Genomic DNA, 16,944 nt, shown 5'->3' on the forward strand with positions numbered 1-16,944 from the left:
GCCACTTTCCCTAAGCCGATCTTCACAGCTCATAAATTCACGCCCGAACATTAAAAATTATAATAATGCAGGGAGAAGACGATTTAAGAGGCTTAGCCAAAATAATGGCATTTATGAGAGCGGTCAGTATTCTATTAGTACTGATGCATCTTTATTGGTTTTGCTATGGTTTCTTTTTGGAACGTGGCTGGACATTAGAAGTAATCAATAAAATATTAGGCAATTTCCAACGAACAGCTGGTTTGTTTTCGCATACCTTATATACCAAAGTTTTTGCAATCGTATTGCTGGCTTTGAGCTGCTTGGGAACTAAAGGCGTAAAGAATGAAAAGATAACTTGGGCGAAAATTTATGTGACTTTAGGAATTGGATTTGTACTGTTCTTCCTGAACACGCCACTGTTAAAGTTATCGCCGATCATAGGCACATTCTTTTATATACTGACTATCGGCTTAGGTTATATTGCCTTGATGATGGCTGGTGTTTGGATAAGTAGATTACTGAAAAATAATCTCATGGATGATGTTTTCAATATGGAGAATGAAAGCTTTATGCAGGAAACCAAATTGATGGAAAATGAATATTCCGTAAACCTGCCGACTAAATTTTGGTATAATAAAAAGGAACACAATGGCTGGATCAATATTGTAAACCCCTTCAGAGCAACGATTGTTTTGGGAACTCCAGGTTCCGGAAAATCTTATGCCGTCATAAACAACTATATCAAGCAGCACATAGAAAAAGGATTCAGTATGTACATCTACGATTTTAAGTTCGACGACCTTTCTACTATTGCTTATAATCATTTGTTGAAACATCAGGATAAGTACGCAGTTAAACCGAAATTCTACGTTATCAATTTTGACTCCCCACACAAGAGCCATCGTTGCAATCCGCTCAATCCCGATTTCATGACTGACATTTCTGATGCTTACGAAGCAGCCTATACCATAATGCTGAATCTAAATAGAAGCTGGATTCAGAAGCAAGGCGATTTCTTTGTAGAATCTCCAATTATCCTTTTAGCGGCTATCATCTGGTTTTTGAAAATTTACGAGAATGGTAAGTATTGCACCTTTCCACACGCTATAGAATTGCTGAACAAAAAGTATTCGGATCTATTTACCATCATGACTTCTTATCCCGATTTGGAAAACTATTTATCACCCTTTATGGACGCCTGGCAAGGTGGTGCACAAGATCAGTTGCAGGGACAAATTGCTTCGGCTAAAATTCCTTTATCACGAATGATTTCCCCACAATTGTATTGGGTAATGACAGGAGATGATTTTTCATTGGACATCAATAATCCAAAAGAACCTAAAATACTTTGTGTGGGTAATAATCCCGACCGCCAAAATATCTATTCCGCAGCACTGGGATTATACAATTCCAGAATTGTAAAGCTTATCAACAAGAAAGGACAACTCAAAAGTTCGGTTATTATAGACGAGTTACCTACGATTTATTTCAGAGGATTAGACAATTTAATTGCTACAGCACGTAGTAATAAAGTAGCGGTTTGTTTAGGTTTTCAGGATTATTCTCAATTAATACGGGATTATGGAGACAAAGAAGCCAAGGTTATCCAAAATACAGTCGGTAATATTTTCAGTGGTCAGGTAGTCGGTGAAACGGCAAAAAGTCTATCGGAACGTTTTGGGAAAGTACTGCAAAAGCGTCAGAGCATATCGATCAACAGAAACGATACATCAACTTCTATTTCCACACAGTTAGACAGCTTGATCCCAGCTTCCAAAATCTCAACACTCACACAAGGTCTTTTTGTAGGTGCTGTTTCCGATAACTTCGATGAACGTATCGATCAAAAAATCTTTCATGCTGAAATCGTGGTCGATAATGACAAAGTAGCAACTGAAACCAAAGCTTATCAAAAGATACCAGAAATTTTATCCTTCGTCGATGAAAATGGAGAAGACAATATGAAACAGGAAATTGATGACAATTATAAACAGATCAAGCATGACATAGTTCAGATTATTGAAACGGAATTGGAGCGCATTAAGAATGATCCTTACTTACAGCATTTGATGCAGCAAGGGTAATTTAAAATCCTATATAAGGATGAATATGTTGCGGATGTTATTCTTAAGAAAATGATGTTTCTATTAATATGAACTATCTTTGATGGTATCAATTTTCCACTCAACCAATTGGATATAAGGCGCTTTATTTTGAGCTTTTTTATAGAATACCGTTGTGCCTTTGTATTTTACCAAAATGATTGGATTAATCAACATAAGTATGTTAAGTTTTATCTTATCCTAGTTTTTATTTTAGCTATACACTTCGTTGCTTGATAAGCATCGTTCATTACTTGGATGTTAGCTTTGTATAATTCACTGCTCAATAAAGTAAATGGTTATTTATATTTATGCGAATGTTTGTGAGTCAACCAAATTATGAAAGGACTCTTAAAAAGGAGGTGGAAGACGTTATACTATCTCTAAAAAATATTCCATCTTATTCTGGTAAATTTAATGGTCTATAAATTAACGTTCTAAAACCATTTACAAGTGAAAATTCAAAAATGAACTCAGAGAAAATAATTGAACAGGCACAGATATTAATCGAAAATGGAAAACAAGATTTTACCAACAAAACGAACTATGAAAAATATCGTTGGTTTGACAATGAATATTATGTCTTGTACTCTGATGCAATAGAACTTCTATTAGAAAATGGTTTTGTGAAAAGTATTAACCCGAAAATACAGGATGCATATTTTGAATTAATTCCTGAACCAGAAATTTTTACTAAAAATAAGGTTCAGCTTGATAATCTTTTCTCAAATTATGATTTATTAAGAATTTCATCTGCAAAACATTTTAGCAAGTTAGCTCGAGATGAAGGGAGTGTCTATAGAGGATTCTTTTTTAAATATGCAAAAACTTTTGAAATGCTTTTTCCTGCGTTGAAAGATGAAAACTTAAAGGTTGTAAGGGATGTTATTGTAACATTAGGTTGTGCTTATAACCGTTATTTCAAAGACCCACGCATTGAAAAAGAGTTATATAAATTTTATAATCATAAGGATAAAGAAATTCTGACTTTTGCTATTATTTGGACATCAGGTATTGAAAAAACGGAAAAATTTGAATTCATTTTTCCATTATTTAAAAACAAACAGACTACAAAAACTTTAGAAGCTTTATGCTTACATTTTAGAGACAGTACATCAACTCAAATAAAGAAAAAAGCAATACCAATATTGATTCAGTGTTTGGAAAGAAAATTGACTGATTCAGCTAAAAACAACGTAGTTAGAACGATTATACGTTTGCTGGACGAAAATACAGTTGAAGTTTTTAACACGAACATCAATCTTAATAACAATATTGAAATGAAATCTCTTTTTGTTAAGGAAATAAATTTCACTTGTTTACAAGACAAAAAAGAGTATTTAACTAACAAAATTCTGTAAATTACGATAGCAAGCAATTAAGTAAAATCCTGATAATTGCTCGTAGATGGGACTCAAAACGAATACAAAAAATGAGATTATTTCCTGATGCTATTAAACCTAGGATTGACTAGCTTTTTCTAAATATAGTGGATAAGCAACGAATAGTAGATTCTCTTTGGGTAATGTTATTATTACATAAAGCAGTATAAAAATGAGGTATTATGATTGATTATATTCTAGAATTAAAGGGCGATAAAACGGTGCACAGATGGCAAGATAAAGATGGGAATTCGTACGGATTACGTATTCTAGGTCGAGGCCAAAATTTATTTTTTCAAGAAAATAAAAACGTGCTCCTGTGTGAGATTGATGCTGAACACGCAGTTATATATGTAAAATCAATAAAAAATTGGGAAGGAAATAAAAAGATGAATGCAGAAGAAAGGATGCGAGTAATCACGCTAATTGAAAAATATTATAAAGAGATCTACAATCCCAGTGTTGAACTTCGCTAGTGAATTGCGTGTTTTTTTATATATTTACAAGAGCCGATCAAGAAATAGATTCCTAAATTTTTATACTGATCGTAACAAAATCAAAAGTTAAACATATTTAGTAAAATGGCTAGGATTTTTATAGTTGAGGATGAAGCGACAATACGTGAGGAGTTAATATTTCTTGTCGGGGCTCGTGCTGAAGATCAAATTGTAGGTGCTTGCGGTTCCATACGAGAAGCCATATTGTTACTCCCTTCGGCTATTCCAGATATTGTACTTATGGACATTGAATTGTCTGATGGACAAAGTTTCGAAATTATTAAAAAACTACCTGCCACACCATTTCAAGTGATTTTTATAACTGCTTATGAGCATTATGCAATACGAGCAATCAAAGCTGGAGCACTGGATTACTTATTGAAACCTGTAAAGCAAACACAAATTTATGAAGCTTTAGATAGAGCCAAGAAGATCCCTAATGTTTTGAACGCCATACAGAAGGAAATTCTATTGGATAAAAAATCGACGATGCTGGTATTGAGAACACTCAGTGAGACGTTTTTCGTTCGGCACTCAGATATTTTATATTGTAAGGGAGATGGTGGATATACCACCTTCTTTCTTGAAGATGGTAGAGAGATAACAACAAGTAATACACTTAAGGAATATGAGATGCTATTACCGGAAGCCTTATTCCTAAGAGTGCACAAATCTTACTTGATCCGGCTAAACCTCATCATTTCTTATCATCATGATGGTTTTGTTATATTAAAAGATGGTACGCGGATTCCAGTTTCCACTCGTAAGAAAGACTTGCTTATGCAGAAAATGACAATTAACCATGTTTGATAAGTACAATCGATATAGAAGGTTACTTTTTTTTAGTTTTATATTAATATCCTTTGTTAACTGCAGACAAAAACCATCAGATGTTAATGGGCAAATCAATATAGATAGCTTGTTCAACCGAGTAAAAATCAGTAAACAGCCGGGAGAAGAAGTATCGCACTTAAAACAACTTACCAAAATCCATCATCTCGATAGTACAATCCTTAGTCAAATTTATTTTTATTTAAGTTATGATTTGCATGCGGATAAGCAAGATTCGGCATCAATCGAAGCAATTAAAAAGTCTCTCGATGTATTACCTTTATCTCAGAAGAATGGGCTTCAGGCTGCTATCAGTTCTTATTGGATAGGGTATTTAGAAGAAAAAAAAGAACATTATTATGCCGCAACCTATTATTACACTCAGGCTGCACATCTCATTGACCAGGGGAACCTACGTCTTCATTTTCCCAAATCTTCTTCTCATATTTTGTTTTTTGCGGCAGAATTAAACAGGCATAATAACAGACCTGAACTAGCAGCGAGGTTTGCACGAAAATCGATTGAATTATTAAACGGAGATACATCTGCAGTTGCAAAAGACTTGTCTGTAGCTGCCAACTTGATTCTATCAATGGGGCACTCAGACAATAATGGTCTAACAAATGATTCTGTACGATTATATTTAAATAGAGCTTTCAGAATAAAAGAACAAACGAAACGGGCTAGTCTCGATTACAATTACAATTTAGCAAAAGCACAGATATTTTATGATAGTAAAAAATGGGATTCTGCACTTTATTACCAATTAGAAGCGCATAAATCAGATACAACCAACGCATTTGGGAATTACAATAACCTACTCGGGCTTTATATCAATATGAATCGCCTATCAGATGCACATAAAGCAGAACAGGAAGTTACTAAAAGACTCCATGAGGCTGATGCGGACGATTATCTTATTTATTTGGAAAATAAAATTGCTTTTGCTATTGCTCGCGGTGATTATAAAACAGCACAATCAGGATTTAAAGAATATATTCGAAAAAGAAAAGACCGGGAGGAGAATGAAAATCGAAAGGCCACGAACGAAATATCTTCTTTGTATAAAATGATTCAAAAGGATCAACAGATCGGAACATTAACTGAAAATATTGATAATGTAACAACTCAATTGAACTTTAATAAGCTTTGGCTCCTTATTATTGTACTTTTTTCACTTTTGTTGTTGATCGTATTATTGTTGTTGATATTGGATCTAAGAAGAAAAAAATTGCTAGCTGAAAACAGACGCGTATCAGATTTGAATAGTAAATTAGAACTGGAACAGCGATTACTGAGAAGTCAAATGGATCCTCATTTTATTTTCAATTGCCTTGCTGGTATCCGTGCTTTAGTTCGTAAAGAACAAATTCAAGACACATTGATTTATCTGGATTTATTCTCGGTCTTAATGCGCGAAAAACTTACTGCAGCCAATGAACGAGATATTGACCTCAAATCTGAAATTGGTTTTTTGGAAAATTACTTACAGTTGCAGCAAATCCGATTGCCCGGTAAATTCGACTACGTATTTGAGTTGGCTGACGATGTCACTGATATGATTGATGAAATCGAGATACCAGCAATGCTTATCCAGCCATTTTTGGAGAATGCAATCTTACATGGATTTAAAAGTGTTACTTACAAAGGTCATATCAGAATCACCATCACAGTTCATAATGAGCTCTTAACAGTGACCATCCTTGACAATGGATGTGGGATAGGTGCCAAAAATATTCAGACTCATACTTCTCGCGCTACTCAGATTGTGCGTGAGAGGATACAGTTTTTACAGACTGCAAGTTATAGCATGGCTAGTTTATCAATTGGTCCTATCGAAAATGCATCAGGAACAATTGTTATATTACAGATCCCAGTGTGACCTGAGAGTTACTATTTTAATATAGTATTTAGTCTGGCTTTCTTAAATATAGCGCTTATTGATTAAAATGGCACACTGCTTTATCGCCTTTGCTATATCAGATTTAATTTCTTTTATTTACTTAAAGCTGATTATGGAGAAAGAAATACTATGGATAAGAAAGTTGGAGTAAATAAATATAATCTGATGCACAAAGTAGTCTTTAGCATAGTAGCGATACTATTAATATCATAAATAATTATGAAACGCTTATTCAGAAAATTAGGGTTCATTATCAGTTTGCTGTTAGGTTTAGTTATACTTTTTGTTGCATTGATTTTTTGTATCTTCCTTTGGGGTAATTACACCATGAAGAAAGAGCTTGTTTATTACCAAAAAGAAGTTTGTGACAGCATTAAAATCATCAAGGAAGAAATTGATTTCCGTGTTGTGAATTTTAAGCCAAACGAAGTAAAGTTTATAGAATTTTATCTGATTCGGTATGGGAAATTACACAAAACATCCTCCAGATTTCTTGAAAAAGAATTACTAGATGATGAGCAGATCATCCTACCTTTTAATTTTCAACGTCTGGACACCATCGTCGTATTAGTTGGAAACCGTTACTATCTGCTCTCAGGGTTCGACTATGAAGCGAGATATCAGCATTACGGGATGACTGGCCCTATAGGCGATTGTGAGTGCCAATTTACAGGCATTAAAAAGATGAATAATAAAATTCCAAACTACCAACCTATTTATCTTTACAAAGAAGATGGAATTACTAACTATATACTGCCCGAGAATGAAAACATAGGTAATAAATAGAGAGGTAGTGGTACATTCTCTACGAAAAGAACTCATCTGCTTCCCCGAATTTTTTTCTTTCTCAAGATTGTCTGAATATGTAAAAATCGTATCCTCTAACGATGGACGAACCAAATTATACAGTTCGGAACTTCCTATTGATGGCAGTCGGCTAGGTAAGAAAATAATCAGCCGCATATTTCTCGCACTACTAAGATTGTGTGCAAAAGAATGGAATTCTTGTAAAAAGAATAGTGTAGAGAAGCTAGCTTCTCCATCGCATCCAGAGGTGATGACCAGGGGACAATCGTGAAATTGAAGATTCCGATATGAAAGCTTAGCTGAGATTGAAAATTTAAATATAACTAAATTAAAAAGCTACTATTTTAAAAAAAAAAAATAAACAATGAAAAATCTATTTTTAATATTTGTACTTCCAACATTACTATTTTCCGGTATAAAACAAACCGGAACCGATGAAACAAGCGAAAAAAATAGTACTGCAATAGCAATAAATGACACACTAACTAAAAACTTAAAAGGAGCTTACAAAAAAGGAGCGATAATTGGATTTTCAGTTTCGATGGTAAATGAAAAGGAATTGATTTACAATAAAGGATTTGGATTTACAGATTTTAAGCAAAATAATGCATACACCTCAAATACAATTCAAAACATCGCATCAATATCCAAAACACTCATAGGTATATCCTTATTTAAAGCACAGGAATTGGGTAAATTAAATATAAATGACCCTATCAATAAATATCTCACTTTCAGGATTGTCAATCCAAATCATCCTGAAGTTCCAATCCTGATCAAACATTTGGCTTATCATACCTCTTCAATTACTGACCTTGATGAAATTTATGCAAAATCATATGTTCTGACAAAAAACGAACACGAGGATAATGAAGGTGTTTACGACTATTTTAACAAAGCCGAAACTAATATTCCATTATCAGACTTCATCCAAAATAGTCTCACTGAAAATGGAAAATGGTATATAAAAAACTCGTTTTCAAATGCAAAACCAGGAGAAAAACGTGAATACTCCAATATAGCAGCTGCTCTTTGTGCTTTAGTAATAGAATCTGCAACTGGACAAGACTATCGTTCGTTTACTAAAGAAAATATCCTAAAACCATTAAAAATGAATTTCTCAGGCTGGTCCTCAAAAGATATTGACATTACAATGCGTTCCAGATTGTTCGCAAACAAGGAAAAGATGATTGCCGATTATTCGCTTATAACCTATGCTGATGGCGGATTTTTAACATCGAGTAGCGATTTAGGATTATTTTTATCAGAATTAATAAAAGGTTATGGTGGAAATGGACTACTATTAAACAAAGAGAGTTATAAGAAACTTTTTGAAAAATATAACCTTTCGGATGACGAAAAAAGTGGAGATTATGGGGTTTTTGTCGAATTTCGTAATGGTTTTTTAAATATTAAAAGTGATATAATAGGCCATAATGGTTCGGACCCGGGCGTATTTACAGCTATGTATTTTAATCCTAAAACCAAAATTGGCAAAATCGTACTAGTTAATACAGATACGGATTTTAGTGATGATGTTTGGCCCGAAATAGAAGAGATTTGGAAATCATTATCAGACTACGAAAATACATTGAATAAATAAAAGCAGGGATTCAATTTAGTATGCTAGTTTTATCCTATCAAGACGCTAATCAATGCATTTAATTAGTGAAGCGTTGTATTCATTAATCGAACATACGTATTGCTTTATTTGTATTCCTTAAACCAAATCTATTTACTTTATTTGTTATATCGTGTAGCATTATAGGAAATGAGAATATATTTATATTTAGTGTTGTTTGCTTTGGTTTGGAGTGCGATCTTCTCTACAGATGTATTGGCGCAGTGGAGGCCGACTAAAATAAGTGAAGCAAAATTGGTAACACAAATAATGAAATTAAATGAAGCAAAATCTGAAACTGAAATCGATTTTGCGGATTCGGTTTTTGTACATTCTCTACGAAAAGAATTGATCTGCTTCCCTGAAACTTTTTCTTTTTCATTTCCAAGATTGTCTGAATATGTGAAGATAGTATCCTCTAGCGATGGACAAATCAAATTTTACAGTTGGCAACTTCCTATTGATGGTAATCGACGCCGAATCCAGGTCATGGCTCAATTCAAAACTATGGAGGACGAGAAAGTTGTTCAACAGCTACAGTATTCAGAGAAAGTAGAACAAAATTCTTCATTCGAGAATGGAATTTATGCTGTCTATCCAATTGAATATGGTAATGCAACGGTTTACCTTACTTTTGGATGGGGAACTTACGGTGAAGGAATGCAACATAATGTAATCAGTTTATATCGCATTGAAAAGGACAGCTTGGTCAAGGCGCTGGAGATGCTGCCTCAAAAGCAGGAGATTATCATCCAATACCCCAGAACTGCAAAGTGTGAGCTGCAATATGATGTAATCTCTAAGGAAATATCCTATAGTTCGTATAGCCAACGCAAAGACATGGGGTATTATTACCCAGATGGAAATAGGATTAGACTTAGATTAATGGAAACGGGTTTTGTTAAACAATAAATATTAGTTAATAATGAATAAGTGGATATACCTTTGCTCTTTTTTCTTAGTTTTTTCAAGTTGTGAACTACTTCGAAATCGCAGTAATAAGACTAAACCAAAAGAAGCATATACATATTATGCTAAGGATTTTGTATTACCCGCAGAAAGTCCGTTAAGAACAGATGGAATCTATTATAGGGTAAGCAAGGAGAAATTTGTTTATAAAAGTAAAAATTACGATAAATACTACAAGCAACGTCCTCATCCTGTGATTGGTGACAATAGACCGAAGAATGATACTACAATCTACTTCAACCGATGGTATTATTATCAGTTTTCACGAAATGGCGATTGGATTAGCTCGGGTGGATATTACAGTAAAGAAGAAATGTTAGCGAAAGCTTCGCCCTTTAATGCCACTGGAGATTACCCTGTTTATAAAATTGAGAAAGCAGATACAAACGTTATGATTTTAGATTTGGAAACGTACAATTGGTATAGAAATGATTTCATCTATCTGAAAGGAAAAGCAGAAGCCGATAGCTTGTGGATATCCGGCCAGGCTAAAATGGATAAAAAGCCTGAATTTGATAGAAGACCTTATGTTTTTCATCCTTTTACAATTAAATAACAGTTCATTCATGAAATGGATTATTATTCTTATAAAAATTGGTATTGCGCTGCTGTCGGTTTATATGATTTACCTTTTGGCCATTACGCTACCTGATTTTATGACTGATCTTAGGGCGGGTCGCGAAGGAGACGAAGCAGGACTGAATAATATGGTAGTTACTTATTTGGTGCCAATATTATTAGTGCTGGGTTTAGGATTGATAGTATTACTGATCTGTTTAAAAAAAAACAATAAATGAAATTTACTCCGGGTAAAATAATTACGTTACTCCTGCTAATGCTTGCTTCTATCTGCATGTATGGACAACAGGGAAATAGTCCAACATTGAAGGGTATTTTAGAGAAACAACTTCGGGAAGGGACCTCCTGGAATCCTGCTTCAACGACTTATGATGAACAAGATTTAACGGTGACACTACCCATAATCAAAACATATTTAATTGAAGAAGGCTTTGAATTTCCAAATCGAGAAGAATTTGCAACCAGAATAAAACAGGTATTTGGGCGTACGATAGATTATGGTTCTGTGAATCAATATGTAAGGGTAGACTTGTTGGATCAATGTAATCGTTCCTTGTCTTTTTCGCTAGATGGCGAGTATGTGAAAGATTTATTCGCCATAAAAAAGGAAGCCTTTATTACACCTTTGGTAGCATTACCAGCACTTATTGACTATCAAAAGGAATATCCCCAATTGGCAAAAATTGAGGATAAGACCGTACATGGAGGTGATAAAGAAATTGAGGTATGGCGAAATTTAAATTTTCCAACATTGTTAGAGCAACGTCAATTTAATGTTGCAAGGATAATTGCCATCAATATGTATTTGTTTCAGGGTAGCAAACGACATAAACAGTGGCTTTTGGAGTATGACAAAGCTTTCGTTAATTCGTTGGTCATTACACATGGGTATACCAAAGATGATGATTTTAATCGGTTTGTATTACAAGGATATTTGGACCATACCCAAGCAAATCATATTGTCGCTCAAGGGAGCGTGGGAGATATTGTGGTCACTAGAAATTGTAAGGGAAAGTTAGAAATCAAAACCGAACTTCTTCGTATGATAGTAAAGATGACATCCAAAGAAGATAGTCGTCTTACCAGTGGCTTATTACAATTTATAATCAAGCAAGGGCATGGAGAAAAACTTACTTTATCTTCGAATGAACGCCGCGAAACCTATGCATACCTTTCCAACGAATACGACAACCTGTATATCCAAAATGAAAAACAAGGCTTAGGAATTGATTTTTATCCGAATACACTGATGGCAATGCTATTGGCACATGATAAAGGAGCTGAGGTTTATTTGAAATCTAAAAATTATTTTGGCTTATCTCATTTGAAGGAAATCGTTACCTATGCAAAAAATGAAACCATCTATGAATAGCTTCAAATTGATCATCCTGATGAGTCTGATGATCGGTTGTTCACCAAGGGTCTATACGGTACGACAATCTATTGTGGGCTATGTTTATGACCAACAACACCGCCCTTTGAAAGATGTGCAGATTAGTTTTGCAGGTAATCATCCTTTTTCACACCTGCCAATGAAAACCAATGAAAATGGACAGTTTATAATTCCCGCCCTTCAATTCAAAAGGTATAAAGATGTTATAGCAGTTCAAAATGGTATTTCCAGAGAAATTATTTTGTTTAAAGAAGGTTTTGTAATCGACACTGTTTCATTAGAAAGCACAGCTTACTACCGCAATGTGCGGATAGCGGATACCATACAACGGGAACTTGTGAAAATTAAAAATATAAATTAACATAATTAGTATGTACAAAAGATTCCTTTTTGAAAAAAACATATATGTGATTATATATATAGTGATCACAATGTTGTTACTGGCAGATTTTTTTGCTATTCAGAAATGGAAAGTAAGCCTTGCCGGCTATTGGAGTGATAGGGTGTTGTTTTGGGTATGGATTTGTTCTACACTAGGTTTTTTGATTTTTTTCTGGAAATCTCTAATTACAAAAATTTACTTCTTTGTTTTATTGCTTGGACTTCTTCTTAGTATTATAGCTATGATGATCCCTTTTTATGCTATTTTATTTTCGAGTACAGGTATAGAAAGAGTATCTTCTTATACCCCTGATGACGGAAAATATCGACTGCAGTTGATAGGAAGTGTCATGGCTCGTCCTCGTCTGCAAATTATAGAAAATCAATGGATTCTTGAGAAAGTTGTTGTAGATACAGATACTGAATTTTTAAAAAATGATCTTAGTATAGCAAATGAAAGAAGTTTTAGGATTGATATTTTAAAAGATACCCTCATACTAAAGGTTCAGAGCCATTCAGAGATAATAGTAAAACGTTTTATACTAAAATAAAGATATTTTAATAAAATATGAATAGGAAAACTAGCAATAGTTTTTCTAATATCAAATGTAAGTTTATGAAAAAACAGAAGATGAGAAAGTTAATAATATTGGGAATGTTATTTTGCTCATTATTTACATACTGTCAAATGAAACAGGAAAAATTGGCTCCCATAAGTCTAAAAAAAGCTTTAATAACACTTCCGTCCTAAATAAATTTTAGGCGCGTGTTTCCCTTGAAACAGTATCTATTTTTAGATAATTTCAATTTTGACCCTATTTTTTAGTCTGAGAATATCTGTAGCTGTCCATTTTTACCCTTAACTGGTGGCCTGATAAAAGGATCATCTATCCATTGCCATATATTTATTTTCACGAATATATTCATCCTGATAAACCCGACCAAGTTAGACAGATTCCAATCGTATTTAGCCTTCTTCTGAAGGTATTTGAGCAGTAATATTCCAATCAACGAAGTCCATATTTGGATCATGACCGCATTTTCAGAAGTACCCACAAAAGATGATATTTTTAAGCGTTGCTTCAGATGCTTGAAGAAAATCTCGATCTGCCATCGCTGTTTATAAATGTTAGCTACTAGTGATGCCTTCCATTGGATATTATTTGTCAGAAAGTGGTACTGGTTGTCTGTGCTGCTGTCCCAAAAGTGAATCAAGCGTAATGGTTTAGAGTTGTATCTATCTGCTGATGGACCAGAAAGCTCAATGATCTCATCTTTAATGATTCCCTTTTCAAGGAGTGCTTCACTCTGGTATGACTTGATAACGTTGTACTTCATGTTAGTTTTACTCCTGGTAACAAAATAACAACCTCTGCTGTCCAAATCCCCGAGCCAGTTGTAATCCACATAACCTCTATCCACCACTACAACGCTTCCTTTGGAAAAACTATAGCTACCCGCACGCTGGCTTTCATGAACTTTCCCGTCTGTAATCTGCATGAAAACAGGAAGACATCCATCATAATCCAGCACAGTGTGCAGTTTTACAGCACCTTTGGTGCTTCTAAATTTAGCCCAGTCAAATACAGATAAACATAAAGGGATGATACTGGCATCCATCAGATAAACCTTGCGCTTTAATTGCGTTAGATCTTTGCGCAAATGGGTATCCTTTTGCCATAGCTTATCTAATAGCGAAAAGTACAGATCTTTAAAGAGTTCATGGGTGCGGTGCTTGTTGATATAGGAAATATTGGACTTGCTGGGTGCTCTACCAACACCTAAATGGTTCAAATTACCAGTCGTACTACGTAAGCCATTACTGATATCACGAACTGAATCTGCAGAAGAAAAATGGCAAAACAACATGCTAGCAAGATGCGTCCAGCTGTTGATCCCTTTACAATGTTTGTCACTCTTGTGCTTAGCAACCAAAACCTTGAATAATTCGCGGTCGATAAGTGATAAAATCTGACTAAAAACGTTTAAATTTACCATGGCGGTGTGTTAAAATTTGACGATTTAAATATAGCAACTTTGCTATAGCAAAACACCGCCACTTTTTTCAACGTTTAGGACGCTACTGATATTTTATGGAAGAATTCGATGAAAATGATTTAGTTAATAAAGATTATGAAAATACAACCACTCAAGGTGATAATCCGAAGTATACAGCAATTCGTGATAGGGAACGTGTAAATAAAAAAGAACGTTACGAAGTTGTCTATTTTTGTAATGCTTTTGTAAAAGGATATCAAGTGCCGAAAACAAAAGCGAGTTTTCAGAAGGTTGAGAAGTTAATTAGACTTTCTCAAGCAAGTAATATAGTAATGCGTGATGAACTGAATAAGTTTGTTGCTCAAAATTGGAATAAAAGTTTAGTATAGATACTTTAAAAACCACAAAGAAACTAACCTAAAATCTTTTTTACTACTATAGTTAGTTTCTTTCTGGTTGAATTATTTGGATTGGCGTTTCCGTTTTTTCTTCATCTTATTAGCAAAATCTTGCTCCTCGTAATCTTCGCCCTGTGCATCGGGCAGTAAACCACCCAATGCTTCAATCAGTCCATCTTCGTGTTTTTCAGTATTTAAGAAATCGAATAATTGATGAGGTTTTTCTACGGGTAAATCCTCTTCATCGTCTGACTGTGATACTTTTTGTTGAGCTTGGTCAGGTTCTTTAAATTCGGGTTTAATATTATTATTCCAATAATCATTAAAGATATTGGCAGAAAGCTCCTTCCCCAAACGGGAACCATTCCAAACCGTTTTCGAATTTTGGTCAATAAAAGTTATTCCGTAAATACGTCCTGAGTCGTTCCGCCGAACCATAACATTAATACCCTGTTCGGCTAATTGCTTTTTAAAAGACTGTTCAACATTTGTAGCTTGCAGAGCTATTACAACAGCAGCTTTGATTATTGGTTTTGAGGTGTGATTTTTTAAGGTTTCTTTCGATTTTTCAAGATGTAATTCCAATGCCGAAATTCCAGTATCTTTTCCAAATAAGGAAGCTTTGAAAGGATGACTTACTTTTTCACCTTTATTGTTCAATGCGAAATATAATAGACCTTGTTGGAGTTTACCTTGTAGTTCGCCTGTCACTTTTTCCGTAGTAATATTGAACAGCGATAGCAAAGCATTGTATTCACCTAAAGTTTGAAATTGATAATATTTAGGTAGATGCCGAATAACCGAGGCGATTTGACTTTTTATATCGCCAGCTTTATAATCCACAGGATGAAAGATTTTGTCATTCTGCTGTCGCTCCTTATCTGTTGCTGGGGTTAAATGGTGTTTCCTTTCGAGTTCACGACACACATTCATAGACCTTCTTTTCTCAAATTTATCTGAAATCTTTTTGCCTTCTTCATCCACACAAACCGATACAATATGAATATGGGTACGATCTATATCAGTATGTTTAAAGACAATAAAAGGCTGTTCGCCGTAACCCATTTCACGCATATATTCCTCCGCCATTTCCCTAAACTTCTCATCACTCACCACATCTTTCGGGTCGGGATTGAGTGAAATATGTAACGTATGCTTTTCGGTATTTCGATTTGCGATGAGATAAGGTTCAAAAGATTGGGTTAATTGTGCTACAGAATACAGTCCACTGGGTGTTTCAATCATCTTATTGGCAAACAAAATCAGTCCGTTTTCATTCTCCACTTTGAGTTGATTGTATGCTAATGCACCGTATAAATTGCTACTTTTACCGATCTTTGCTATCATTTCTCAGGTTGTTTTTTCAAGTATTTTGCTTCAAATTCCTCCGTGATCTGAATGATTTTTTGACATAATACCGCCATTTCAACCGTTTGTTTTTCTAATTTGTAGAGATAAGCCGCTGCCTTTTTCTCCGAAAAATTCTTGTACAATAGCTTTACGACCTGGTTATAATTCACGCCAACGGAACGAAATTGACTGTGAAACGAAGTCAATCGCATATAGAAATCAACCGTTCCTTTGTCTATTTGTATCGTCTTTACCGTCTTTTCAAAGATACAGGATGTGATAAAATGTGCTTTTATCAGCATAGCTGATTGGTCAAATAAGGTAAGAAACTGTGCGTGTTCTTCCTCGTTAAAGGAAATTGAATATCGAATTTTCGCTGGATTCATCTTAGGAGGTCTTCCTCCTGATTTTTTTAACTGTCTTTTATTTTTCTCAATCATAATAATCCATTTTTAATCAAGCTTCAGCGAGCTCATCTTTAAATAATCCATACAAAAAAACATCGACTTCGGAGCATGTTTTCCAGCCCCTGCAAGGGCAAGTAGTTTTGAGCATCGGAAATCTTTTTGAGATGCTCAAAACACAACTTGCCGTGTTCTGGTGAACACAAAAATCCGCCCTTCGGGACGGATTAAATGTAGCAGGGAAAAACGGCTTGATGCCGTTCTGCTTCGTGTCCATTTTGTCAAGATGCTTTTGCATAAATCGGTTAATAAAAATCATTTTACAAAGTAAAGCTCTACCCGTAAGA

19 protein-coding genes are annotated in these 16,944 nt (G+C 34.6%); 15 read left to right on the top strand and 4 right to left on the bottom strand.

Translation table 11 applies throughout. The features are described 5' to 3' along the window. The first annotated feature begins 62 nt into the window (after positions 1–62). Positions 63–2,066, top strand: coding sequence for a conjugal transfer protein MobC (gene mobC / locus KO02_RS00225; RefSeq protein WP_200878639.1), 2,004 nt, complete (start codon positions 63–65; stop codon positions 2,064–2,066). A gap of 63 nt (positions 2,067–2,129) precedes the next feature. Here the strand turns inward: mobC and KO02_RS24215 are convergent, their stop codons facing one another. Then, a complete protein-coding gene (locus KO02_RS24215) occupies positions 2,130–2,261 on the bottom strand; it encodes a hypothetical protein (RefSeq protein WP_262506678.1) in 132 nt (43 codons plus the stop codon). 290 nt (positions 2,262–2,551) lie between these two features. On the opposite strand from KO02_RS24215, the gene KO02_RS00230 reads away from it, so the two are divergent. The 13 genes from KO02_RS00230 (at position 2,552) to KO02_RS00285 (ending at position 12,998) form a co-directional block, all read left to right on the top strand. Next, complete coding sequence (locus KO02_RS00230) at positions 2,552–3,445, top strand: hypothetical protein (RefSeq protein ID WP_038694813.1); 894 nt, start codon at positions 2,552–2,554, stop codon at positions 3,443–3,445. 203 nt (positions 3,446–3,648) lie between these two features. Then, the gene (locus tag KO02_RS00235; protein WP_038694815.1) at positions 3,649–3,942 is read left to right on the top strand and encodes a hypothetical protein; all 294 of its coding nucleotides are present in this window, start codon (positions 3,649–3,651) and stop codon (positions 3,940–3,942) included. Positions 3,943–4,047: 105 nt separating this feature from the next. Further along, positions 4,048–4,773 (top strand): LytR/AlgR family response regulator transcription factor, encoded by a 726-nt coding sequence (locus tag KO02_RS00240; RefSeq protein ID WP_038694817.1) that lies wholly within the window; start codon positions 4,048–4,050, stop codon positions 4,771–4,773. A 109-nt stretch (positions 4,774–4,882) separates the two neighbouring features. Next, positions 4,883–6,676, top strand: a complete 1,794-nt coding sequence (locus KO02_RS00245; protein WP_158500252.1) for a sensor histidine kinase — start codon at positions 4,883–4,885, stop codon at positions 6,674–6,676. A gap of 240 nt (positions 6,677–6,916) precedes the next feature. Then, positions 6,917–7,483 carry a hypothetical protein gene (locus KO02_RS00250; RefSeq protein WP_038694821.1) on the top strand — a complete coding sequence of 189 codons (567 nt, stop codon included), beginning with the start codon at positions 6,917–6,919 and terminating at the stop codon, positions 7,481–7,483. Between the two features lie 7 nt (positions 7,484–7,490). Then, positions 7,491–7,775 carry a hypothetical protein gene (locus tag KO02_RS23490; RefSeq protein ID WP_144243231.1) on the top strand — a complete coding sequence of 95 codons (285 nt, stop codon included), beginning with the start codon at positions 7,491–7,493 and terminating at the stop codon, positions 7,773–7,775. 93 nt (positions 7,776–7,868) lie between these two features. Beyond that, on the top strand, positions 7,869–9,107 hold the full coding sequence (locus KO02_RS00255; RefSeq protein WP_038694823.1) for a serine hydrolase domain-containing protein: 1,239 nt from the start codon (positions 7,869–7,871) through the stop codon (positions 9,105–9,107). Between the two features lie 168 nt (positions 9,108–9,275). Next, positions 9,276–10,037: a hypothetical protein gene (locus tag KO02_RS00260; protein WP_038694825.1), complete on the top strand. Its 762-nt coding sequence runs from the start codon at positions 9,276–9,278 to the stop codon at positions 10,035–10,037. Between the two features lie 13 nt (positions 10,038–10,050). Beyond that, on the top strand, positions 10,051–10,650 hold the full coding sequence (locus KO02_RS00265) for a hypothetical protein (protein WP_038694827.1): 600 nt from the start codon (positions 10,051–10,053) through the stop codon (positions 10,648–10,650). 10 nt (positions 10,651–10,660) lie between these two features. Beyond that, positions 10,661–10,891 carry a hypothetical protein gene (locus KO02_RS00270; RefSeq protein ID WP_144243232.1) on the top strand — a complete coding sequence of 77 codons (231 nt, stop codon included), beginning with the start codon at positions 10,661–10,663 and terminating at the stop codon, positions 10,889–10,891. Beyond that, on the top strand, positions 10,888–12,045 hold the full coding sequence (locus KO02_RS00275) for a hypothetical protein (RefSeq protein ID WP_038694831.1): 1,158 nt from the start codon (positions 10,888–10,890) through the stop codon (positions 12,043–12,045). The genes KO02_RS00270 and KO02_RS00275 overlap by 4 nt, the downstream gene beginning before the upstream one ends. Then, positions 12,038–12,427: a carboxypeptidase-like regulatory domain-containing protein gene (locus KO02_RS00280; protein ID WP_144243233.1), complete on the top strand. Its 390-nt coding sequence runs from the start codon at positions 12,038–12,040 to the stop codon at positions 12,425–12,427. Before KO02_RS00275 ends, KO02_RS00280 begins: the two co-directional genes overlap by 8 nt. 70 nt (positions 12,428–12,497) lie before the next feature. Next, complete coding sequence (locus KO02_RS00285; protein WP_144243234.1) at positions 12,498–12,998, top strand: hypothetical protein; 501 nt, start codon at positions 12,498–12,500, stop codon at positions 12,996–12,998. 271 nt (positions 12,999–13,269) lie between these two features. On the opposite strand, the gene KO02_RS00290 is transcribed toward KO02_RS00285, so the two are convergent. Beyond that, complete coding sequence (locus tag KO02_RS00290) at positions 13,270–14,445, bottom strand: IS4 family transposase (protein ID WP_038694773.1); 1,176 nt, start codon at positions 14,443–14,445, stop codon at positions 13,270–13,272. Positions 14,446–14,540: 95 nt separating this feature from the next. Here KO02_RS00290 and KO02_RS00295 point away from each other — a divergent pair, with 95 nt between their 5' ends. Continuing rightward, the gene (locus KO02_RS00295) at positions 14,541–14,834 is read left to right on the top strand and encodes a hypothetical protein (protein ID WP_038694837.1); all 294 of its coding nucleotides are present in this window, start codon (positions 14,541–14,543) and stop codon (positions 14,832–14,834) included. Positions 14,835–14,906: 72 nt separating this feature from the next. Here the strand turns inward: KO02_RS00295 and mobB are convergent, their stop codons facing one another. Together mobB and mobA are read right to left on the bottom strand one after the other, a co-directional pair. Further along, complete coding sequence (mobB, locus tag KO02_RS00300) at positions 14,907–16,190, bottom strand: conjugal transfer protein MobB (protein WP_038694839.1); 1,284 nt, start codon at positions 16,188–16,190, stop codon at positions 14,907–14,909. Continuing rightward, a complete protein-coding gene (mobA, locus tag KO02_RS00305; protein ID WP_038694841.1) occupies positions 16,187–16,633 on the bottom strand; it encodes a conjugal transfer protein MobA in 447 nt (148 codons plus the stop codon). The genes mobB and mobA overlap by 4 nt, the downstream gene beginning before the upstream one ends. Positions 16,634–16,944: the final 311 nt, after the last annotated feature.

Source organism: Sphingobacterium sp. ML3W, assembly GCF_000747525.1.
Lineage (GTDB): Bacteria > Bacteroidota > Bacteroidia > Sphingobacteriales > Sphingobacteriaceae > Sphingobacterium.